This window comes from Arthrobacter sulfonylureivorans (assembly GCF_022637435.1).
GTDB classification, from domain to species: domain Bacteria; phylum Actinomycetota; class Actinomycetes; order Actinomycetales; family Micrococcaceae; genus Crystallibacter; species Crystallibacter sulfonylureivorans.
Window position 1 is genome coordinate 3,241,613 of sequence record NZ_CP093326.1, and the last position, 20,839, is coordinate 3,262,451.

Consider the following 20,839-nt stretch of genomic DNA (forward strand, 5'->3'; position numbering starts at 1 on the left):
AATACGATGCCGTACCGTGACGCTTTCTGTATGCAGAAGTGAACGAGACAGCATGACGGTTTTCCCCCACAAAACCTAAAGGTCATCGAAGCATATATTCGTGGTCAGACAGTTATTGCATCACGGCCGCAACAATCTCGATGGCAGAGGTCACGGAGGCCCCCGGAGCAGGGCAGGAGACCCGGATATCGTTGTTCGGTCAGGGATGGTTCCCGAGTTGAAGCGCCATGGCGGTTCCGGATCCCAGCGTTGGCGTTCGGCGAGGTTGATCACTTCCTCCAACCCATATAACGCCTTCGAGTCTTGGGCGATGGCCTCACCGTAGGAATCCGCCAAGCTGGCGTTGCAATTGCGATCGATCGAAGCGGCCGACGGATCACTCGTGGTTCCCTGCAGTCGCTCCCTAACCCGACGCCGCGCGCTTACTGATTGACCACCTCGATCTTGGTGGCGAGGCGACTTTCATTGGGTGCTGTCTTGCCTGTGGCGGCTGGCGCGATCCGCACGACGACGTTGCCGGCTTTGCGTCCGGTGTCGGCGAAGCGGTGGGCTTCGACGATGTCTTCAAGGTTGTAGGTTCTGTCGATGACTGCGCGGTAGTGGCCGGATTCGCCGAGGTAGACCAGGTGTTTGAGGTCGTCGGCGGAGTACTTGCTGCTGACCACGACCTTTTTGCCGCTTTTCCGGGTGCGGCTGGAGGCGAGAAGGATCGCTTTGAGGTCGCCGATCACCAGCAGCAGTGACCCGCCGGGAATGAGCGACGCCTCGACTCGCTCAAAGGGAGCATTGCCGACGCAGTCCATGATGACGTCATAGGTCTTGCCCTCCTGGGTGAAATCGGTCTGAGCGTAGTCGATGACGCGGTCGGCGCCGATCGAGGAAACCAGTTCGGCGTTGGCAGCGCTGCTGACCCCGGTGACGTGCGCACCGAGTTGTTTGGCGAGCTGGACGGCAGCCGTTCCGACAGCGCCGGAAGCTCCGTTGATCAGGACGGTGTCCCCCGGCTTGAGATCGGCGGCGTTCAGGAAGTTGAGGGCGGTAAGCCCGCCAAACACCAGGGTGACCGCTTCCTCAAAGTCCATGTTGCGGGGTTTGACGGTGATGGCGCCGTCCTCGGGCAGGCACACGTACTCGGCATGGCCGCCGAACTTGGCGCCGAGCATTCCCACGACCTTGTCGCCGGGGTGGAATTTGGTGACCTCGGGCCCAACGGAGACTACAACTCCGGCGAAGTCCATGCCGAGGACCTGGTTGCGTGGCCGGAAGAGGCCGAGGCCTTTCGCGGCCAGCAACCCGAGCCCTTTGGGAACGTCACGGCCCCTGGAACGGTAGTCGGCGGCGCTCACCGTGCTCGCGTGGACTTTGACCAGCACATCGCGTAGACCGGGCGAGGGCTGCGGAATCTCTGCCACGCTGACAACCTCCGGCGGGCCAAACTTCCGATACACCGCGGCCCTCATAGGGAAGCTCCGGCCGGGAGTGGCAGTGGACTTGCCGGACACGCGACGCGATTGCCCGGACGGCTGGGCGCGCCAGCCGATGAAGTACTCGGCGACTGCAAGGTTGAGCAGCCAGGCCGCACCGAGGAGCACTGCGCGGCTCAGTTCGTTGGTCGGGCCGATCAGTAGGATCCACGGGATGCTCACCAGGGCTTGGGTTCCCGCCGCGATGCCGATGGCGTAGCCGCGTGCCATCCAGGCACCGTGTGCTGCGAAGTTGCGGCGCCGGATCGCGAGAATGCCTAGGACGATACTCACCGTCATAGCGGTGCCGAAGACCAGCCGAAGGATGAGCAGGATGACGCCGTCGTCGGGTGGGAGATCGTAGAAGACAGCCATCCAAAGGCCGGAAAGGGCCGAGAGCAGTCCGGCCGGGATGAGAATGACCCCGGAGATGCGGTGCCAGTTGCGGCTGCCGCGCTTGCCTCGACGCAGCGAGGGCACAAATTGGAAGGCCCCAAGCAGGCTGTAAATGATCACGGCGGGAATGTGGATCAGCACCGGGATGGGCGAGTCAAAGAAGCGCTCGTTGGCCGGCGTGACCGCCGCACCCCTCGCCAGCTCGGCCAGCCGCAGCGACCCGAAGATCACGGGGATGATGCTGATGAAAATCAAGCCGGCGGGGACCAGCCAGCCTGTTCGGGAGCGCTTGGCGACGGTGGCGGCGCTCGTGGTTTCTGTGATCATTTGCCTGATCCTCCAGTCATTTAGTGTACGTCGTACACCTTCGTGCTTCCCAACGTAGGTGTACGCCGTACACTTGTCAAGAGAAAGTTTTTGTCTGTGTGAAGGGTGGTCCCGATGACAGACGGAGGCGGCACGCCACGCACCGCTGAACAGAGAGCGAGTGCTGATCGCGGCCGTCGTACTTGCGGATGAAGCCGGCGTCGAGTCGCTCAGCATGCGCAAGCTCGACCAGGAACTGGGCGTGGTGCCGATGGCCATCTACAAGCACGTCGCGAACAAGGAAGAGCTGCTGGACGGGATGGTCGACGTGATTGTCGGCGAGATCGACACGCGGCCGAGCGGATCGGGCTGGCGGAACGAGGTCCGGCAGCGGGTACTCTCCGCCCGGGAGGTTCTGCTGCGCCACCCGTGGGCCCGGCAATTGCTGGAGTCGCGGACCAACAGGCCGCCCGTTGTCCTTGAGTGAACATGGACTCCGTGATCGGAATGGTCCGGGCCGGCGGGTTCTCAGTCGATTAAAGACACGACGTCATGCACGCTCCTGGGGAGCCCCATGCAGGGCTCCCCAGGAGATGTTAGACGACGCGCAAAGCGCGCCGGCGGACGTGCTGACGGAGATGCTGCAGATGATGGGAGGGACCTCAACTCGCCGCTGAGGCGGTGGGCCGCTAGCTCACTACATTTTGGCGGCGTGGACGAAATCGCGGATCAGGCCAATGTCCTTGACGCCGCGGCTGGATTCAACACCGCTGGAGACATCCACGCCGTTCGGCCGGAGCGTGGCGATCAGCGTGCCAACGTTGGCCGGAGTCAGCCCGCCGGCGAGCAGCCAGAATCCGCGCGGCGGTTGCGCCTGGATTGCGCTCGCATCAAAGGTCACACCGGCGCCGGGTTCAACGGCGTCGAGCAGGATGCGCCCGGTCTCCCAGCCCGCTTTTTCATCCGCCGGCAGCGCGCTGTAGGCGTCGGCGGAGAAGGCGCGGAGAGTGCGGAACCCCGCGCCCTCAAGCATTCGGATGTCGGCGAGCGGTTCGTCGCCGTGCAGTTGGACGGTGGTCACCGCCGCGGCCCGGGCGGTCTCAATGACCTCACCGATGGGCTGATTGCGGAACACCCCGACCGTTTCGACGCCGGCCGGCACGGCCTCGCCGAGCGAGCGGGCAAGTGTGGCGCTGACGGTGCGTGGGCCGCCCGGTGCGAAGACAAATCCGACCGCGTCCGCGCCGGCGTCAACAGCGGCCGCGACCGCCTCGGGGGTCCGCAGTCCGCAGATCTTGACATAGGTGTCAGCCACTATTCCTGCCCTTCCGTGCCGTGCGTGTACGTGTGCATTTGCTCGCCGTCGGGGCCGAAAATGCTAAGGATTTCAACCCGTTTGCCGTCGGCGGATCCCATGCTGTGCGGCACGCGGGTGTCGAACTCGGCGGCCTCGCCGGGTTCCAGCACCAGATCCTTCTCCCCCAGCATCAGCCGCAGCCGCCCGGAGAGCACGTAGAGCCAGTCGTAGCCGTCGTGTGTTCGTTGCACCGGCATGGTCTTGCGCGCGGGGTAGGTCATCTTGAAGGTCCGGGTCGGCGAACCGGGCGGGGACAGCCGGACAATCTGCACGCCGTTGTGCATGGACCGTGTGGGCTTGATCCGCGGGTCCGGCACTTCGGCCGGAATCAGGTCATCAATGGTGATCCGCAGCTCGCGGGTGAGCGGCAGCAGGATTTCCAGGCTGGCCTGCCGCTTCCCGCTTTCCAGTCGTGAGAGCGTGGACACGGACATCCCCGTTCTGGTTGCCAGGTCCTCCAGCGTGCGGTCCTGCTTGATCCGGGCGGCACGTAGCCGCGGACCGATCTGTTCCAGCACCGAGTCCTTCATAGGCCTCTCCCTCGACTTGCTATTTCTGCAAAGATACTTGCAATACTAACATTGGCTCCCGCACCCTTGGACCATGGAAAACAACGAATGGGATGTCATTATCGTCGGCGGCGGCGCAGCCGGGCTGAGCGCGGCCCTGATGCTGGGCCGGGCGCTGCGCCGGGTCCTGGTGCTTGACGGCGGCAACCCGCGCAACCGCTTTGCCAGCCACATGCACGGGGTGCTGGGCAACGAGGGCACCAACCCGCTGGAATTCCTTACCCGGGCCCGCGCCGAAGTGGCTGGCTACGGCGTCGAGGTGCGCACCGGCGTCGTCAAGCAGGTCACCGAGACCACCACGGGAATCGCGGTGGAGACGGACGACGGCGGCCGGCTCACCGCCCGCCGCCTGATCGCCGCGTCCGGCGTGCGGGACGATCTGCCGGAAATCCCCGGGCTGGCACAGCGCTGGGGCCGGGATGTATTGCACTGCCCGTACTGCCACGGGTGGGAGGTCCGCGGGAAGCGGCTGGCTGTGCTGGCTAGCTCCCCGATGGGCATCCACCAGGCCCAGCTGATCCGGCAGTGGAGCCACGACGTGGTCTTCTTCACTGCCTTGGCCGGACCGGTGGACGGCTCCGTTGCCGCCCAGCTCGCGGCGCGGAACGTCGCCAGCGACCCCAGGCCGGTTACCGAGCTGGTGACCGAGGACAACGTGCTGACTGGCGTCCGGGTCGAGGGCGGGGAGGTGGTGGACGTGGACGCGGTCTTCACCGCCGCCACGCTGATCCCGCAGGATGGCTACCTCTCCGGATTGGACCTGGAGCGCGAGGACTCGGTCTTCGGCAGCTTCCTCAAGGCCGATCCGACCGGGCGCACCAGCCATCCCAGGATCTGGGCGGTTGGAAACATCACGGCGCCGGCAGCCAATGTGCCGATCAGCATCGCCGCGGGCGCCATGGCCGGCGGGATGATCAACGCGGATCTGGTGACCGAGGACTTCGCACTGGCCACGACCTCTGCCGCGACTCCGGCCGCCGTCTCCGCCGCGGCCGGCGAAATGGGGGCATCATGACCGGCCACTCCTCCCCCGGCCGTGCGGCGGACGCCCGCACGTTCTGGGACGCCCGTTACGGCGAGCGCCCACGGATCTGGAGCGGCGCGGTCAATCAGGTGCTGGCGGATACGGCGCCCGGGCTCACGCCGGGACGTGCCCTGGACCTGGGCTGCGGCGAGGGCGGCGACTCGGTGTGGCTGGCCGAATGCGGCTGGCAGGTCACCGGAGTGGACGTTTCTGCCACCGCGCTGGAACGTGCCGGCGCGCTCTCCGAGTCCCGCGGTCTGGGAGGGGAACAGATCAGCTGGCAGCAGATCGATCTGGCGGCTGACTTCCCGGCCGGCGAGTTCGAGCTGGTCTCCGCCTGCTTCCTGGCCTCTCCCATCCAGCTTCCCCGCGCGGTCATCCTGCAGCGGGCGGCGGCTGCCGTGGCGCCGGGTGGAACCCTGTTGGTGGTGTCCCACGCCGGCGCTCCGCCGTGGGCCGGGCACTCGGGCAGCCATCGGCATTTCTTCCCGACGCCGGAAGAGGAGCTCACTGCCCTGGACCTGTCCGGAGACATGTGGGACATCCGCTGCGCCGAAGTCAGGAGCCGCAAGGCGATTGGACCGGACGGTAAACCGGGCCTGTTGGAGGACACCGTGGTGATCGCCCGCCGCCGTTGAGTCCGCGACGAGGACGGCGCTGCGCCCAGCGACAGGGAGCCCCGCAGCACCCGCCCCGGCCGGAGTACGGTTGCTTAAGGCGGCGGGGCGCGCCGCAACCCGAGGGAAGGATAGACATGGAACCCGAGGAATTCGACCTGCTGGTGGTCGGCGGCGGAAAGGCCGGCAAGTCGTTGGCGATGGATCTGGCCAAGTCGGGGCAGAAGGTGGCGATGGTCGAGCGGGCCATGATCGGCGGCACGTGCATCAACGTGGCGTGCATCCCCACCAAGACCATCATCCACTCCGGCCGGGTGCTGGAGACGGTGCGCCGGGCGGCGGAGTTCGGGGTGGCAGGGGCGGAGCATCCGCGAATGGACATCGACCTGCTGCGCCATCACAAGGAGGACGTGGTGGGCACCATGGTGGCCGGCCAGGAGAAGCTGTTCGTCGGTTCCGGCATGGACTTCATCCTGGGCGAGGCCAAATTCGTGGCGCCGAAGACGGTTGAGGTTTCACTGAACGACGGCAGCACCCGCACCCTGCGAGGCACCGACGTCGTGATTAATCTGGGCACCGAGCCGGCCCTTCCGAACATCGAGGGTCTGGCCGAATCCAGCGTGCAAACCAGCAACACGATGCTGCACCTGGAGCAACTGCCGGCGAGCATAGTGATCCTGGGCGGCGGCTACATTGGCTGCGAATTCGCGGACCTGCTGAACACCATCGGCGTGCAGGTCACGGTGGTGCAGCGGGCCGGCCAGCTGTTGCCGCGCGAGGACGCCGACGTGGCCGAGGCGGTGGCCAAGGACTTCACCGACGCCGGCATCACGCTGAAGCTTGGCGCGTCCGCGGAGAAGATTGAACGCGCCGACGACGGGACGGTCTCTGTGGGCCTGTCCACCGGGGAGTCTGTCAGCGCAGAGGATGTGCTGGTGGCGCTGGGGCGCCGGCCGGTGACGCACGGGATCGGTCTCGGGGACGTGGGCGTGGAGCTGACGGAGAAGGGCTTGATCCGGGTGGACGAGCGGCTGCACACCACGGCCGACGGCGTCTGGGCCGCGGGCGATGCAGCGGGATCACCGCAGTTCACGCACGCGTCCTACGACGATTACCGGATCCTCAAGGCCAACCTTGCCGCAGCGCGCGGCGAGGGACAGCCGCGGAGCGCGGCGGGACGGCTGATCCCCTACACCGTGTTTAGCACGCCGGAGCTCGCCCGGGTGGGACTGACCGAACAGCAGGCGCGCGAGGCCGGCCATGACGTGCGGATCGCGAGGATGCCGGTGAGCGCGATCCCGCGTGCCCGGACCGTGGGACAGCTGGCCGGCGAGTGGAAGGCCGTGCTGGAGCGCGAGACCGGCAAGATCCTGGGGGCCGCGCTGCGCGGAGTGGACGCCAGCGAGGCGATCGCCGTGCTGCAGATGGCGATGATCGGCAGACTCGACTACACCGCCGTGCGCGATGCTGTCATCACGCACCCGACGGTGTCCGAGGGGTTGAACCTGCTGTTCACGCCGGCCTGGCTGGAGGACTAAGCGAAGAGTGCGCCCGCTCCCCCGGCGCCGTCGCAGGCTTCACGGATTTCGAGCTCTTGGGCAATGGCGTAGTACTGGACGATGGCGTCGCGCACCGGATGCTTGCGGTCTAGCTGCCGGTAGCACCGGCTGCTGAGCATCAGCAGCTCGTCGATCGACAGCACGGTCAAGTCCGAGGGGAAAGTCGTTTCTTCCGGCGTTTCAATGACGGTGCTCATGCCGCCACCTCCGGTTCGCGTTGACCGAGGTGCAGGGCGAGGCAGTGGTGAGAGTGTGGCTGGGCAAGAAAGTGCAGCTGGTTTTTCACGGACGTCTCTTTCGGATACGACTGTTTTTGCGGCCAACTGCTTAGCCACGTTTCACGCTACAGCAACACACCTCGATGTCAACGCGGGCCCTAGGCAGCGCCGATTACCGGTCGAAATGTGTGCCCTCGGAGGATGGATCGGCGGAGGATACGAGGTCTGCCGCCAGGTCGCGCAACTTGATGTTGCGCCTGCTGGAGGCGGACCTCAGCAGGGCGAATGCTTCCTCCTGGCTGCACCGGTTCTGCCCCATGATGATGCCAATGGCCAGCGCAACGGTGGTCCTTGATTCGAGTGCGGCTTCCAAATCTGCCTCGGCGTCGCGGTGACGGGCCAGGCGAACCGCCAGGGACAGCGCCCGGGATGCTTGGCGGGCATACTGCTGGGCCGACTCGATGGCTCCCTCGTCAAACCTGCCGGATTCGTTTGAGTACAGGTTCAAGGCGGCGGAGTCGCCGGAGTCGATGGGAATCGGAACGCCCAGGATGGACCGGATGCCCTCCTCGATGACACGCGGCCGGTACTCCGGCCAGCGTGCATCGTCGCGCACCTCGGCCACGTGCACCAGCTCGCCCTCCCGGGCCGCCCTCAGGCAGGGACCGTCGGCGTAATCGTATTGGATTTCGTCCACTCGCTGGGCGCGTTCGCTGCTGCTGGCCACCGTGCCGGCCTTCTTGTGGCGCAGCAGCGTGATGCCGCACAGAAGTTCCTCGTCCAGGTGCGAAAGATTGTGGACGGCCAGCCGCGACAAGGCATTGAGGAAAACCTCGATGTCCGTACTGTCGACTGCCGCGTCGTGGAGGAACTCTTCCACCGTCAATGCAGATGCCTCGTGATTTTCGCCCGGCATGGCGCTGCCCTTTCTCCGTTCTACTTGACGTTAATTTAACCCAATTCGGACGGCCCGCGCGCCATAGTCCTGCCGTAATTTGCGCCACGCTCCGGATCGAGGTCAGGCCCCGGATGCCCGGCGATGCCATTGGCGCTAGTGTTTGTCGGATACCCGCCAAGCCAAGCAGGAGGAGCAGCATGCGCGCCTATCTGCTGCTGATGTTGGTGGTGGTCTTCTATGCCGGCAATATCCTGACCGGCAAGGCGCTGAGCGAGCTGCCGCCGCTGACCATCGCGTTCGGCCGGATCGCCGTCGCGTTCCTGGTGCTCCTTCCCATCGGATACCGCAGTGCTTGGCGTTCCCGGCACCTGTTTATCCGGCATTGGAAACCACTCCTGCTGATGACGGTGACCGGCATCGCGGGATTCAACACCTTGATCTACTCCGCGCTGCAGTTCACCTCGGCCACCAACGTGTCCGTGCTGGAAGCGTCCATTCCCGCCGTGACGGTGCTGCTGAGCTTCTGGCTGCTGCGCGAACGCCTCCGGACTGTGCAGTGGCTCGGCATTCTGCTCTCACTCTGCGGAGCGCTGTGGGTGGTGACCAACGGGCAACTGCTGCGTCTGGCGGATACGTCGTGGAACGTCGGCGACGCGATCATGGTGGCCGGCGCGATCTCCTGGGCGGTCTATTCGATAGCCGTGAAGCGGTACCTGCACCTGTTTCCGGCCCACGGTGCGGTGCTGGCCATGACGGGGTTGTCCGTCCTGTGCCTGCTGCCGCTGGTAGCGGGCGAATGGATGATCGTGGGTGTCCCGGAGATCAGCGGCGGGCAATGGTCGGGCCTGCTGTACCTGGGTATCTTCCCCTCGGTGATTGCCCTGCTCCTCTACAACCGGGCCGTCGCAACCCTCGGCGCTTCCCAGGCGTCGGTGTTCCTGAATTTCGTGCCAGTGTTCACCATGCTGGGCGCCTACCTCCTGCTGAACGAGGCGATCACACTGATGCAGATCATGGGCGCACTGGTTGTCATCGTTGGGGTTTTCTTCACCACCCGAGAGAAGTGGGTATCGCGCCAATTCGGGGAACGTTCCACCATTCCTGCCGGCGACTGATGTAACGATTCGGCCCTTCAGCCCTTTTTCGTCAAGAGTCCCCGTCCCCCACCCGTACGATTAGTAAGGGTGCTGTCAAAGTGACGGCCGGGAAGCAGGAGACATTGGCGCCTCACCTAGATCGATCCGGCATGCTGCTTGACGGGCGGTACCGGCTGAAGGAGCTGGCCGGAACCGGAGCGAACGCCAAGGTATACCGCGCGGAAGATGAAGTCCTGGGTCGCGAGGTTGCGGTCAAGGTCATTCAACGCCCCTCGATGAACGAGGAAGAGTTCCACCACGACGACGCGGAGATCAAGCTGCTGGCCCGGCTGAACCACGTCAACTTGGTGACACTCCTGGACGCGGGCATCGACCGGTTCGAAGCCGGACATCCGCAGATTTACCTGGTCATGGAAATGATCGAAGGTGCAGACCTGAAGGCTCGCCTGGCGGAGGGTTCCTTGCCGCCGCGGCATGTTGCGCAGATTGGCCACGATCTGGCAGAGGGCCTGGCCTACATCCACAACAACTCTGTGGTCCACCGGGACGTTAAGCCCGGCAACATCATGCTCTTCAATTACGACGACGACGGCTCACGCCTGCGCGCCAAACTCACCGACTTCGGCATCGCCGTCGTGATTTCAGAAGATGCCCATGTCTCTGGCATCTATGGAACTGCCGGCTACCTGAGCCCGGAGCAGGCGAAAGGCGAACCGGTTGGCCCGGCGAGCGACATCTATTCGCTGGGCCTGGTGCTGCTGGAATGCCTGACCGGCAAGACCGCCTTCCCCGGGCCGCCCCTGGAGGCTGCCGTGGCCCGGCTCCTGCGTGATCCGGTCATCCCCGCCGATTTGGGGCCGGAGTGGGTCAGCCTGCTGACCGCCATGACCGCCGCCGATCCGGAGGCCCGCCCCACCGGACGCGATGTGGCGCTGGCGCTGGCGGACATGGTGATGTCATTCCGCGGACGCCGCAGGGTGGATGCCTCGGTCATTCCTGTCGACGAGCCGTTGCGGATGGAAGCCGTCAATCGCTACGACATACTGGACACGCCTCCGGACGGTGCCTTCGACCGCATCACCGCCCTGGCCGCCCGCCTGCTCTCCACGCCCATTGCGATTGTCAGCGTGGTGGACCACGACCGCATTTGGTTCAAGTCGCATCACGGCCTGGACATTGAGCAGATCGACCGGGAGCCCGGGCTCTGCGCGTCGGCCATCCTGCAGAACGGTCCGTGGATCATCAACAACGCGCCGGCTGACCCCCGCGCGTTGACCAACTCGCTGGTGGCCAGCGACTTCGGACTGAAGTTCTACGCCGGCGTCCCGTTGAAGACCCGGGATGGCTACAACCTGGGCACGCTGTGCGTGCTCGACTTCGAGCCGCGTGAAATCACGGCCGCGGATACCCTGACGCTGGAGGATCTGGCCGCCGTGGTCATGAATGACTTGGAGCTGAGGCTGGAAAGCCGCCGCCATCTCTCCGAACAGCCGATCGCCGTCTAGGCGGGCAAGCGACCGACATCCGGCAGCTGCAGCAGCCGGATGTCCCATGTCCACTCAGTAGTTCTTGAGCTCCGGACCATACTCGGCCAAGGTTTCGTTGATACGCTCACGGATCGCAAGGAGCTTGGGAAGGAACTCCCCTTCTAGGCGTTCGAGCGAGACCCGTGCTGTGTGAACGGCCACATTAATGCCGGCAATCACCAGACCATCGACGTTATGCAGCGGCGCGGCGATTGTCCGGACGCCTAGTTCCACTTCTTGATCCATGAGGCACCAGCCCCGCTCGCGTATGGCCGTGAGGTCGTCCTGGAAGCCGCCCAGCTGGTGCACCTGCGGCTGTGTTCCCAGTTGCTCCCGGCGCTCGAGATACGTCTCGAGTTCCGGCCCGGGCAAGTTGGCCAACAGCACTCGTCCCAAGGCTGTGATGACGGGGTCGATCCGCGTGCCCACCTGGACGTTGAAGGTCATGATGCGCTGTTGGGCCGAGGCACGGGCGATGTAGACGACATTGTCGCCGTCGAGCACACCCACCGAGCAGGCCTCGCGCAGCTCCGCGTTGAGGTCGGCTAGGTAGGGATTGACGATGCCCGGCAGCTCTCCGGAGGTCAAGTAAGAGCCGCCGAGATCCAACACCCGCGGACGCAGGCGGAACCGGCCTTCTTCCTGTGCCACGTATCCCAGAGCCTGCAGTGTGAGGAGGAATCGACGCGCGCTCGGCTTCGACAGCCCGGTCACTTCGGCGGCCTCGGTCAGGGTCATCGTGCGGCGGTCGCTGTTGAACGCCTTGATCACCGCGAGTCCCTTGTCCAGCGATTGGACGTAGTCGCCCGGCGCGATGGGGTGCACGAACCTGGTCTGGTCCACTCGGCCTGCCCTTCTTCATCTCGGCCGCTTGTGTGCGGTCCCGGCGACCCGGCCCCGCACACAAGCGGTCAATTACTTACGGATTACCCTAGCTGTGCGTTAGAAGGTAGGCGGCGACAACGCGGTTGAAGTCCTCCGCGCGTTCCACCTGACTCCAGTGCCCGCACTGGGAGAAGAGGTGCAGGTCAGCGTGCGGAATGATCTCTGCCAACTGCAGGCTGCGTCCCATGGGGATGACGCGGTCCTCGCGGCCGTGGATCAGCAGCACGGGAATCTCGAGCGTGGCCAGGACGTTCAGATCTAGCGGCAGCTGTTCCCGGTCCTCGTCGCGCGCCGTGATCACACGGCGGAAACGTTCATTGGCGCCTTCGGTGGACGAGGCCGCGTAGCGTGCCTCGACCAGTTCGTCGGAGACCAATGATGCATCCACCACAAAATCCAGGAGAGCCTGGCGGATTCCTTCCGGGGTGACAGTGGGATTCGCATGGCTTGCCAGAGCCTTGGTCCGCGGAGCTCCGCCTGTTCCCATGGAAATGATGCCGGCCAGCCGCTCAGGATGGTCGATAGCAAATTGGAATGCCACCCAGCCACCGAGCGAGTTGCCTACCAGCCAAGTCTTGTCGATCCCCAGGCTGTCCAGCACACGCACGATGTGTTTTACCCAGGCCTTGATCCCGAACGCACTCTCCGGGGCTTCGATTGTCTGGCCGAACCCTAACAGGTCGATGGCGATCGTGCGGTACTTCTGGGAAAGCTGTGGCAAGTTCAGCCACCAATTCGCTGCTGCCGAAACACCGCTTCCTGAACCATGCAGGAAGAGGACGGGCGTTCCTTCACCGGCCTCGTGGTAGTGGGTCAGTTCGCCCGGGGCTGTCTCCAACCACTGGTCTTCGAGGCCGAAGTACTCGTCTGTTGTGAATTCCGGAATGGTTTGAATCTCCATGTCAGTTCCTCACCGCAGGTTCGGAAAACGCCGCCACGAGGCCCATACCGGTCACCCAGCGGTGGACGGGTTCGTAGGCGATTGTCTCCACCGGAGCATCCCACGCTCCAAGCCCGGCCAGCCAGGCGCGGACCTCGTGCGTTCCGTTGCCAGCGACCTTTTCCATGTGGTCAGGGTCGATGGCGAGAAGCTCTTCGATGTTTCCGGAAGTCATATGTGCCAGAAACCAACGGTCCCATTCATGGTTGATATCGCCTTCGTGGCCTGCGGCAATCCGCTCTGCCAGACCTGCCTCCCGTGCCGCGTTGTATTCGACGACGGTTTCGCGGCCGTCGATCAGGAACTCCCGGGTCTCTTCATCGGTCGACTCGTCGTACGGAGATGCAGCCTTGACCCAGTGGGACAGTCCGCCGGAGGAAACCAGCAGGATGCGAAGATCCTCGTCGAGCTCACGCAGGGCCTTGCCGACAGCGCCACCGAATTCGTGCGCGCGCTTCATCGACGGCCGTGGAGCCGCTCCGCAGTCCACCATGATCGGAAGGACCGGGACGGACATGTCCGGAAGCAGTACCTCGTAGGGCTGAACGATGCCGTGATCAATTCCCATCCTGAGGGAGAAGGCCGGGTCGAAACCCTGTTCCCGAACGTTGTCGATGATCCGGCGTCCGATCCCCTCGCGGTGGGGGAGCGATCCCTTGTGTCCCCCGTAGTCGCCGAAGCTTATGACCTCTCCGGCACCGATGCAAAAAGCCGGCATCAGATCGTAGAAGAAGTTGCGCATATGGTCCGGACCAAAGATGACTACCAGGTCCGGGGCTAGCGCCTGCACCTTTTCTTTGACGGTCGCTGCGCCGGCGGCAAATTCGGCACCTGGCCCTTCGATGTCGAAGGATTCGTCCCAAAAGGGCGAGTGGGACATCGCGATGTATCCGACGATTTCTGCCATGTGGACTCCTTAATTACTGATGAGCGTGAAGGACTTCAGCGGCAGCACTTCGCTGAAGCTGCGGGTCATGATGTTGGCGTCGCCACGGGCGCACGTGGCGGCCAGGTAACGGTCCGGGCGGACTACCAGAATGTCGCGGTTTCTGTTGCCGCGCGCCCAGTCCCGGAAGCCACCCTGGACATCGTCCAGCAGGGTGGTGTCGGACGCGGCCTGCCGCAGATGCTGACCGGCCCGAGATCGGTTCATCCGCAGGAATCGGGCCCCAAGGGAGCGCCAGTAGCGGAGCGATTCAGGGTCAAGGTGGTCCGCCGGGTCAATGTTGATTCCGATGACCGTGAACCAGTCCCCCGCGGCCTCGTCCAGCTTGATCCGCCGCCCATCTGCTGTCTCGACGTCGGGCTGAATAAACATCTTGCCGACGGCGTTCTTGGGCGAGGGTTCAAGAACGGCTCCTTGTTCGTAGTACGGCATCGGCTTGAACTTCATCTGCAGCAGGTAGTCCCTGGTGGCAGGAATCCGCTGCATGGCGCGCAGTCCGTAGCTGCGGACTTTCTCACCCAGCTTGGTTCTCGGTCCGTACACCTTCCCGAGCGTGGTGGCCAGTTCCACGAGTGCCCGGGCGTGCCCACGGCGCTCCTGCCCGTACGTCTCCAACAGGCCCTCGGAAGCTCCGTGCCGGATCACGGCCGCCAACTTCCACGCCACATTGGCTGCATCCCTGATACCGGAGTTCATCCCCTGGCCGAACCACGGCGGCTGTAGGTGCGCTGCGTCGCCAGCCAGGAACACTTTGCCGTTTCCGAAGCGGTCTGCCACTCGAGAGTGGTGTGAATAAACACGCGATCTTTCCAGCCCTGGCATAGGACCGGTCCAATTGAAGTGGTCGCGGATGAGCTGTTCCACCCGTTCGGGCTGCACCATCTGCTCATCGGTTTCATCGTCATTAAGCCGGAACTCGAAGCGCCGGTATCCAAAGGGCAGGTCGATGGAGACGAACGGACGCGAACTGCTGATGTAGTTTCCGGAGAACGGCGCATGGTACGTCGAGTCTTTGATGTCAACCACGAGCCAGCGCGCCGGAAGCGTCTTTCCTTCCAGAACCGCACCGATGAGCTTGCGAACGGTGCTGCGACCACCGTCCGCTCCGACAACGTATTGCGCGAAGATGGTCTCAGTTGAACCGTCCAATGTTGCGACGGTCGCCTCGACGCCGTCGCTGGACTGCTTGAGATCGACGAGTTCCCGCTCGAGCCTCAGGTCCACGTGATCGAACCGCTCCACTCCTCTCCGCAGTTTCGTTTCCAGCATCGGCTGCAGGAACGAGTTGCGGCGGGGCCAGCCGAATGGTTGCCCGGACGGCGCAATCTCGGCGAGCTTGGTCAGGTTCGAATCGAACCAGATCAGCGCCTGGTTCTGGATCATGTCTGCGTGCACTTCGGGGCCGAGACCGCATGACTGGAAGACGCGCAAGGATTCGTCGTCAACCCCAACACCGCGGGGGTAGTCGATGATGTCAGGGGCACGGTCGATGATGGTTGTCTTTACGCCATAGACCCCGAGCAAGTTGGCGATCGTGACGCCGCAAGGGCCGGCCCCGACGATGAGGACTTCGGTATTCACTGGAGGATCTCCTGAATGGCGAGTACAGCCGCCGCAGCAGCAGCGGCGGCTGTACTGCTGGTCTAGAATTTGGTGTTCAGCATTTCGAGGGTGGATCGGTACTTTTCGGCACCGGGGTACGCGAGGCGCACCGAGTTGCCGATCTTGTCCGCGCCGGTCGGCAACGGAGCGTCCGGCATGGTTCCAAACTCAAAGATGTGCTTGGCAATCGACGCCTGACCGGCATCGCTAAACATCCAGGAAACCAAGAGTCGGGCCGCGTTGGGGTTGGGGCCGCCGTCCAGGACTGCATAAGCCACGTCGGAATAGTAGGCGCCGTCGTCCATGGCCACGAACTCAAGCGGTGCGCCCTGTTCCACCTGCCGCATGTAGGTGCCGTAGCCAGCAACAAGGGAAATTGCCGTTTCGCCGGTCACGGTGGATTGCAGGGCATTGGCGACCGAGGGGAAGATCTTGGGCCGTGCCTCGGCCTTGAAGGAATTCACCCAGGCTTCGTCAATCGCTCCGGCAGCCAGCGCCGAGGCCAGTACCTGTGGGGTGACGCCGCTTTGCTTGGGCGTCGCCGTTGCGATTTTCCCCGCCAAGTCCGAGTCAGCCAGTTCGGCCCAGGTTGTCGGTACTTCGTCTGCCGAGAGAACCTTGGTGTTGTAGGCCGTGGCATAAAGGTGCTGAGAGGGGACGCTCCAGGAGCCACCAGGACCGACGAACTTCTCATCCAGGCCGTCGGCTTCCACCGGTGTGAAGCTGGCCAGGTATCCCTTGTCGTTATAGCGTTCAGTGTCGGACACGCCAATGTGGACCAGGTCCGCTTCGAATCCGCCCGCTACCTGCTCGCCTTCGAGTCGAGCGTCGAGCTCCTGGCCGAAAATGTCCGAGGTGACGATCTCGATGCCCGGGTACTCCGCGCTGAAGTCTTCATAGACTGCGGCGTACAGGTTTTCCGTGGGTCCGTAGACGGTTATTTTGCCTTCAGCCTTTGCGGCCTCGTAGAGTTCTGCAGCACTTGTGGCGTTGACCGCTTGGCTGGCCGTTTCGCTGCTGCCCCCGCAGCCGCTGATGAGCAGCATGGATGCCACGGCAATGGTGGCGAATCTTGTGGTGTTCTTCATGATGAGGGATTTTCTTTCTTAGGCGTTGGTTCGGATGGAGGGAGAAGTGGGAGCAACGGGAGCGCCCTTGCGCTTGCCCTCGACGGCGACGACAGTCCCGACGGGCGGTTGGGCCAGGGCGAAGCCGCCGACTTCGATGTCGCGGGCGTAGCCGGGTCGGACTCGGGCGACGACTTCGGCGATGCCATCGCTGATAACGATTTCCACGTCGTCGCCGAGGTGGGCCTTGGAGACCACTGTGCCCACGATCGCGCCGTCGACCGGCGTCCCGTCGTGGGGCGAGACACGCACAAGCCGGGAACGGATGGCGACAGTGGTCTTGCTACCGGCTTCCAACCGCGACGTCACTGCGGCCGTCAGACGGTTGCCATTGCCGATCTCGATGGTTGCCTGCTCTTCGCCGGAGTCGACAACAAGTGCCTCGAAGAAGTTGTCGAAACCAACGAATTCAGCCACGAAGGCCGTCTTCGGCGCAACGAAGACATCCCGAGGCGCGCCCTGTTGGACGATCTTTCCGTCCTGAAGGACCAGCACGCGGTCTGCCAAGCCGCCCGCGTCCTCCTTGTCATGCGTGACGTAAACGGCCGTGGCCCCGAGATGTTGCTGGATCCGGCGGATCTCCCGGCGCATCTGTGCGCGCAGGTTGGTGTCCAGGCTGGAAAGCGGTTCGTCCAGCAGCAGAAGCCGCGGGCGGGGAACCACTGCACGGGCCAGGGCGACGCGCTGTTGTTGGCCTCCCGAAAGTGTTCCCGGGTAGGCATCACGGTGTTCCCACAGGTCCACCATGATGAGTGCTTCCCGGACGCGTTCACGTATCTCTGACTTGGAAACCTTGGCACGCTTCAGCGGATAGGCGACGTTCTCGAAGACCGACTTGTGCGGCCACAGGGCGAAGCTTTGAAAGACCATGCCCAGCTTTCGCTGTTCCGGCGTCTTGTTGATGCCAGCCTTGTCGTCGAAGACGGCGTCGTCGCCGAGGTAGATGGTTCCGCCCTCCGGACTCTCCAGCCCGGCGATGGATCGCAGAAGAGTGCTCTTCCCACAACCGGAGGGGCCGAGCAAGCAGATGAACTCTCCGTCCTCTACCTCAAGCCCCACGTGGTCAAGCACGGTCTTAGTGCCAAAGGACTTATGCAGGTTGTTGATGACGATGCTGGTCATGCAGAAACTCCTTCTACTTCCCCGCGCAGTTGGGAGGCGCGGCGACGAATGATGGTGCGGGCGATCAGCCAGAGCACGAATGCGGCAGCGGCCAACCCTGCCATGGCGCAGGTAAAGATGACGTAGAGGGCAGAGGCCAGAACGGTTTCGCCGCTGCTGTAGAAGCCAAAGCTCACGGTCGCAATCATTTCGGTGTTGGCGCTTCCCAGCAGGATGGGCACGTCGAGAATGCCCGACATCGTGATGGCCACGAGGAACCAAGCCGAGATGAGGCTCGGAACCAGAAGCCGCACCGTGACGGTTCCGAAGGCTCGGAGGAAGTTGTCGCCGGAGATCCGTGCGGCTTCTTCCATATCGACGCCGATCTGCGCTAGTGCACCCTCCAGAGTCCGGGTGGCCAACGGGACCGTGGCAACGGCCAGACCAATGACCAGGATCCAGACAGTGCCGTAGATGGTCTTGGTTCCCGGTGTCATCAGGACCGACCAGAGAAAGGCCAGACCCAGCACGAGGCCCGGCATAGCGGCCGGAACCCAGGAAGCCAGTTGGATGTACCGGCCGAGCCGGCCCTTCATCCGGACGAACGCGAAGCTCACTACCAGTGCGAGGATGACTGTCAGGAGCCCGCCGATCGTCGAAACGATGATGGTAGTCTCCAACGCGTTCATGACGCTTGGTGTGTTCAGCAGGCGCTCGAAATTCTGAAGGGTCAGTTCGGACGCACCGAGGTAGGGCTGGAAGGCGCTCAGGATGACTTGGGCTATTGGGAGGATCAGCGCTACGACGATGAAGAACATCACACCGGCGACCACAGAGCCTGTCCACTTACCCGGCTTGCGCAGATCCGCACCCTTGGCCCTTCCGCCCACCGACGTGAACGTCTTCCCCCCGCCGGTCAACTTGAGCTGAAGCAGCACCAAAACTGCAAGGATGGCAACAATGACAAGCGAGGAAGCAGAGGCCGCGGGATAATCAGCTTCGTATCCGCCGCGAAGGTAGTCGTAGATCTGGGTGGCGAACACGTTGATTCCCGCCGGCAACCCGAGGACAGCCGGGGTTTCGAAGGCTTCAAGTCCTTTGACGAAAATGAAGAGGCTAGCAGCGCCAAGGGCCGGCAGCAAGGCGGGCAACTCGATCCCGATGAACGAACGAATCCGGCTGGCGCCGCCAATGCGGGCTGCCTCCTCCAAAGCCGCATTTTGATTGCGGAAGGCTCCCAGAAGGATCATGTAAGCCAGCGCACTCGCCTTCAGGACTGTCACCAACACCAAGCCGAACCAGCTGCGCGTATTGAAGGTCTCAGCAAGGAAATCAAGGCCGAGCGCATCGAGGAAGCGATTGATCATGCCGGTCTGCCCGGCACCCAGCATCGCCCAGCTCAGCGAATACAGCACGGTCGGCATGGCTACCAGAATGACCATCACGGGAGTGATCAACCGCCGGAAGGGTACGTCCATCCTCGTGGTAACCGTGGCCATGAAGATGGCGACCGCCATGGAAAGGACCGTTATAACTACCGCGTAAACGACGGTGGCGCCGAGCGCCTCATAGGCGTTCGGGTCATTGATCAGGCGCTCAAACCCCGACAAGGTCCACTTGGGGTTGCCTGCGAGCGGGGATGAGCTAAAGGCACCGTAGATCAGCATGCCCAGGGGCCACACGAACAACCACGTGAAAATGAGGAGACAGACCGCTTTGCCGATCATGCCGGCCGCCGTAGCGGGCTGGATGCGCGAGGTAGAACGCAACGCGGTCAGGACACTCATGGCACCCCTTTCTCTTGCTTGGGAAGTTCCGTACGCATTCCGTACATCGTTTACACATTTCGTACGCTTGATATTAGTGACTCCATTCACCCGGAGTCAAGAATGCGTCACACATGGCTGTAATGAGCACCACTGCTCACACAACGGAGGGTGGCTCTACCTCGCTGCCCGCTAGCTATGACTCGGATTTTGTCGGAGGCAGCCAATAGGCTGAGGCGGCTTCACGAGATGCACCCGCCTTTCGACAACGAGGGCAAATGGAGTGACCTGGGAACCGTCGGAAGCCGTCTAGTCGCCCCACCGTTCGATTGCTACACTTGCTACAGGCGATGCGGAGGCTGCTATGACCACCATTCCCCACCGGCAGTTGCGCAATGAGAGCAGCAAAATCCTGGAGCGCGTCAAGAATGGCGAAACCATCGACGTCACGAACAACGGCGAAGTCGCAGCGACCTTGATACCGCCGGCGTCTTCCCCGTTCGAGCGTCTGCTTCGCTCAGGGGCGGTGAGGCAGCAATCCCCTGCCGGGCCGGTGGACTTTAGTCAGCTGGAGCGGGTGCGGGCCGACGTCAGCACCGAAGAGATTTTGAGCGATCTGCGGGGCGATCGGTGACCATCTATCTCGATACCTCCGCGGTCCTGAAACTGGTTATCGATGAGGACGAATCTGTCGAACTGGCACGTACGCTCACCCGGTTCAGCGCGGATGGCGAGATACTCACGGCGTCGATGCTCCTCTATACCGAGCTGCACTGTGCTGCGCGGCGGCGGGCCTGCGCCGCCATCCCCGCCCGAACCATCAATACCGTGCTCGCAGCCATCAACCTCGTTGACCTATCCCGCGACGATCTCATGTTCGCGGCCGCTTTGCCCGGCCGCCTCAGATCCGCCGACGCAATCCATCTGGCCACAGCGATCCGGCTCCGTACGGACACGTTCGTGGCCTACGACCGCGAATTGACCGCCGCCGCAGAGGACGCGGGGCTGTCCGTGGTGTCGCCGGGAAGGGCAGACAGCGAGGGCGATCTGCGGTAGCGTCCCCAGCATCACCGCGAAACGCCCGGGGCAGCCCGCGGGCATCGACCGGAAGGGCACGCATGCTGCGAGGAATGAGCACGGTCAGCTACTGGACGTCTGATCTGCCGGCGGCCGTGGAGTGGTATTCGGACCTACTCGGCAAGAAGCCGTATTTCGAGCGGCTAGGCTATGCCGAATTCCGGATCGGCGACTACGAGCATGAGCTCGGGCTGATCGACACGAGGCATGCTCCGGCGGGACACGGCATCGATCCGGGCGGCGCCATCCTCTACTGGCACGTGGACGATGTGCAGACCGTTCGCCGTCGGCTGCTCGAGAAGGGCGCCACGGAACTGGAGCCGGTCACCGAAGCTGAACCGGTCCCCAAAAGTTGGACCAACTAA

General features: G+C 63.6%; 21 protein-coding genes. 9 read left to right on the plus strand and 12 right to left on the minus strand.

Features of this window, described 5'->3' with window-relative positions; translation table 11 throughout:
* Positions 1-422: 422 nt before the first annotated feature.
* Positions 423-2,186 (minus strand): DUF2306 domain-containing protein, encoded by a 1,764-nt coding sequence (locus tag MNQ99_RS14940; RefSeq protein WP_241913488.1) that lies wholly within the window; start codon positions 2,184-2,186, stop codon positions 423-425.
* 160 nt (positions 2,187-2,346) lie between these two features.
* Between MNQ99_RS14940 and MNQ99_RS14945 the strand changes: the two genes are divergently transcribed.
* A complete protein-coding gene (locus MNQ99_RS14945; RefSeq protein ID WP_241913489.1) occupies positions 2,347-2,652 on the plus strand; it encodes a TetR family transcriptional regulator in 306 nt (101 codons plus the stop codon).
* Positions 2,653-2,862: 210 nt separating this feature from the next.
* Here the strand turns inward: MNQ99_RS14945 and MNQ99_RS14950 are convergent, their stop codons facing one another.
* The gene (locus MNQ99_RS14950) at positions 2,863-3,480 is read right to left on the minus strand and encodes a phosphoribosylanthranilate isomerase (RefSeq protein ID WP_338423099.1); all 618 of its coding nucleotides are present in this window, start codon (positions 3,478-3,480) and stop codon (positions 2,863-2,865) included.
* Positions 3,480-4,052 carry a helix-turn-helix domain-containing protein gene (locus MNQ99_RS14955; RefSeq protein WP_241913490.1) on the minus strand — a complete coding sequence of 191 codons (573 nt, stop codon included), beginning with the start codon at positions 4,050-4,052 and terminating at the stop codon, positions 3,480-3,482. Before MNQ99_RS14955 ends, MNQ99_RS14950 begins: the two co-directional genes overlap by 1 nt.
* A 73-nt stretch (positions 4,053-4,125) precedes the next feature.
* Here MNQ99_RS14955 and MNQ99_RS14960 point away from each other — a divergent pair, with 73 nt between their 5' ends.
* The 3 genes from MNQ99_RS14960 (at position 4,126) to MNQ99_RS14970 (ending at position 7,270) form a co-directional block, all read left to right on the plus strand.
* Positions 4,126-5,106 (plus strand): NAD(P)/FAD-dependent oxidoreductase, encoded by a 981-nt coding sequence (locus tag MNQ99_RS14960; protein ID WP_241913491.1) that lies wholly within the window; start codon positions 4,126-4,128, stop codon positions 5,104-5,106.
* A complete protein-coding gene (locus MNQ99_RS14965) occupies positions 5,103-5,753 on the plus strand; it encodes a class I SAM-dependent methyltransferase (protein ID WP_241913492.1) in 651 nt (216 codons plus the stop codon). Before MNQ99_RS14960 ends, MNQ99_RS14965 begins: the two co-directional genes overlap by 4 nt.
* Before the next feature lie 116 nt (positions 5,754-5,869).
* A complete protein-coding gene (locus tag MNQ99_RS14970) occupies positions 5,870-7,270 on the plus strand; it encodes a dihydrolipoyl dehydrogenase family protein (RefSeq protein ID WP_241913493.1) in 1,401 nt (466 codons plus the stop codon).
* On the opposite strand, the gene MNQ99_RS14975 is transcribed toward MNQ99_RS14970, so the two are convergent.
* A complete protein-coding gene (locus tag MNQ99_RS14975) occupies positions 7,267-7,488 on the minus strand; it encodes a hypothetical protein (RefSeq protein ID WP_127513488.1) in 222 nt (73 codons plus the stop codon). The two genes, MNQ99_RS14970 and MNQ99_RS14975, sit on opposite strands and share 4 nt — an antisense overlap.
* 193 nt (positions 7,489-7,681) lie before the next feature.
* A complete protein-coding gene (locus MNQ99_RS14980) occupies positions 7,682-8,425 on the minus strand; it encodes a GAF and ANTAR domain-containing protein (RefSeq protein WP_241913494.1) in 744 nt (247 codons plus the stop codon).
* A gap of 179 nt (positions 8,426-8,604) precedes the next feature.
* Here MNQ99_RS14980 and MNQ99_RS14985 point away from each other — a divergent pair, with 179 nt between their 5' ends.
* Positions 8,605-9,522 (plus strand): DMT family transporter, encoded by a 918-nt coding sequence (locus tag MNQ99_RS14985; protein ID WP_241913495.1) that lies wholly within the window; start codon positions 8,605-8,607, stop codon positions 9,520-9,522.
* A gap of 131 nt (positions 9,523-9,653) precedes the next feature.
* Positions 9,654-11,009 (plus strand): GAF domain-containing serine/threonine-protein kinase, encoded by a 1,356-nt coding sequence (locus MNQ99_RS14990; RefSeq protein ID WP_241913496.1) that lies wholly within the window; start codon positions 9,654-9,656, stop codon positions 11,007-11,009.
* 54 nt (positions 11,010-11,063) lie between these two features.
* On the opposite strand, the gene MNQ99_RS14995 is transcribed toward MNQ99_RS14990, so the two are convergent.
* The 7 genes from MNQ99_RS14995 to MNQ99_RS15025 all read right to left on the minus strand — a co-directional run bounded on the left by MNQ99_RS14995 (position 11,064) and on the right by MNQ99_RS15025 (position 19,508).
* Entirely contained in the window at positions 11,064-11,873 is an 810-nt protein-coding gene (locus MNQ99_RS14995; RefSeq protein ID WP_241913497.1) for an IclR family transcriptional regulator domain-containing protein, read from the minus strand.
* 88 nt (positions 11,874-11,961) lie between these two features.
* Positions 11,962-12,816 carry an alpha/beta fold hydrolase gene (locus MNQ99_RS15000; RefSeq protein ID WP_241913498.1) on the minus strand — a complete coding sequence of 285 codons (855 nt, stop codon included), beginning with the start codon at positions 12,814-12,816 and terminating at the stop codon, positions 11,962-11,964.
* Position 12,817: 1 nt separating this feature from the next.
* The gene (locus MNQ99_RS15005) at positions 12,818-13,762 is read right to left on the minus strand and encodes a DODA-type extradiol aromatic ring-opening family dioxygenase (RefSeq protein ID WP_241913499.1); all 945 of its coding nucleotides are present in this window, start codon (positions 13,760-13,762) and stop codon (positions 12,818-12,820) included.
* 9 nt (positions 13,763-13,771) lie between these two features.
* The gene (locus tag MNQ99_RS15010) at positions 13,772-15,382 is read right to left on the minus strand and encodes a bifunctional 3-(3-hydroxy-phenyl)propionate/3-hydroxycinnamic acid hydroxylase (protein ID WP_241913500.1); all 1,611 of its coding nucleotides are present in this window, start codon (positions 15,380-15,382) and stop codon (positions 13,772-13,774) included.
* Positions 15,383-15,444: 62 nt separating this feature from the next.
* Positions 15,445-16,491 (minus strand): ABC transporter substrate-binding protein, encoded by a 1,047-nt coding sequence (locus MNQ99_RS15015; RefSeq protein ID WP_241913501.1) that lies wholly within the window; start codon positions 16,489-16,491, stop codon positions 15,445-15,447.
* 18 nt (positions 16,492-16,509) lie between these two features.
* Positions 16,510-17,652, minus strand: a complete 1,143-nt coding sequence (locus MNQ99_RS15020) for an ABC transporter ATP-binding protein (protein ID WP_241913502.1) — start codon at positions 17,650-17,652, stop codon at positions 16,510-16,512.
* A complete protein-coding gene (locus MNQ99_RS15025) occupies positions 17,649-19,508 on the minus strand; it encodes an ABC transporter permease (protein ID WP_241913503.1) in 1,860 nt (619 codons plus the stop codon). The genes MNQ99_RS15020 and MNQ99_RS15025 overlap by 4 nt, the downstream gene beginning before the upstream one ends.
* A gap of 253 nt (positions 19,509-19,761) precedes the next feature.
* Between MNQ99_RS15025 and MNQ99_RS15030 the strand changes: the two genes are divergently transcribed.
* The 3 genes from MNQ99_RS15030 (at position 19,762) to MNQ99_RS15040 (ending at position 20,839) form a co-directional block, all read left to right on the plus strand.
* Positions 19,762-20,031 (plus strand): type II toxin-antitoxin system Phd/YefM family antitoxin, encoded by a 270-nt coding sequence (locus MNQ99_RS15030; RefSeq protein WP_241913504.1) that lies wholly within the window; start codon positions 19,762-19,764, stop codon positions 20,029-20,031.
* Positions 20,028-20,453: a type II toxin-antitoxin system VapC family toxin gene (locus MNQ99_RS15035; protein WP_241913505.1), complete on the plus strand. Its 426-nt coding sequence runs from the start codon at positions 20,028-20,030 to the stop codon at positions 20,451-20,453. The genes MNQ99_RS15030 and MNQ99_RS15035 overlap by 4 nt, the downstream gene beginning before the upstream one ends.
* Before the next feature lie 74 nt (positions 20,454-20,527).
* Positions 20,528-20,839, plus strand: a complete 312-nt coding sequence (locus MNQ99_RS15040) for a VOC family protein (protein WP_241913506.1) — start codon at positions 20,528-20,530, stop codon at positions 20,837-20,839.

Coding starts and splice junctions, on each gene's coding strand:
- MNQ99_RS15015 (WP_241913501.1), bottom strand. CDS start 16,491: ATGAAGAACACCACAAGATTCGCCACCATTGCCGTGGCATCCATGCTG.
- MNQ99_RS14990 (WP_241913496.1), top strand. CDS start 9,654: ATGCTGCTTGACGGGCGGTACCGGCTGAAGGAGCTGGCCGGAACCGGA.
- MNQ99_RS14975 (WP_127513488.1), bottom strand. CDS start 7,488: ATGAGCACCGTCATTGAAACGCCGGAAGAAACGACTTTCCCCTCGGAC.
- MNQ99_RS14940 (WP_241913488.1), bottom strand. CDS start 2,186: ATGATCACAGAAACCACGAGCGCCGCCACCGTCGCCAAGCGCTCCCGA.
- MNQ99_RS15000 (WP_241913498.1), bottom strand. CDS start 12,816: ATGGAGATTCAAACCATTCCGGAATTCACAACAGACGAGTACTTCGGC.
- MNQ99_RS14960 (WP_241913491.1), top strand. CDS start 4,126: ATGGAAAACAACGAATGGGATGTCATTATCGTCGGCGGCGGCGCAGCC.
- MNQ99_RS14970 (WP_241913493.1), top strand. CDS start 5,870: ATGGAACCCGAGGAATTCGACCTGCTGGTGGTCGGCGGCGGAAAGGCC.
- MNQ99_RS15040 (WP_241913506.1), top strand. CDS start 20,528: ATGAGCACGGTCAGCTACTGGACGTCTGATCTGCCGGCGGCCGTGGAG.
- MNQ99_RS14955 (WP_241913490.1), bottom strand. CDS start 4,052: ATGAAGGACTCGGTGCTGGAACAGATCGGTCCGCGGCTACGTGCCGCC.
- MNQ99_RS14980 (WP_241913494.1), bottom strand. CDS start 8,425: ATGCCGGGCGAAAATCACGAGGCATCTGCATTGACGGTGGAAGAGTTC.
- MNQ99_RS15020 (WP_241913502.1), bottom strand. CDS start 17,652: ATGACCAGCATCGTCATCAACAACCTGCATAAGTCCTTTGGCACTAAG.
- MNQ99_RS15005 (WP_241913499.1), bottom strand. CDS start 13,762: ATGGCAGAAATCGTCGGATACATCGCGATGTCCCACTCGCCCTTTTGG.
- MNQ99_RS14985 (WP_241913495.1), top strand. CDS start 8,605: ATGCGCGCCTATCTGCTGCTGATGTTGGTGGTGGTCTTCTATGCCGGC.
- MNQ99_RS14965 (WP_241913492.1), top strand. CDS start 5,103: ATGACCGGCCACTCCTCCCCCGGCCGTGCGGCGGACGCCCGCACGTTC.
- MNQ99_RS15030 (WP_241913504.1), top strand. CDS start 19,762: ATGACCACCATTCCCCACCGGCAGTTGCGCAATGAGAGCAGCAAAATC.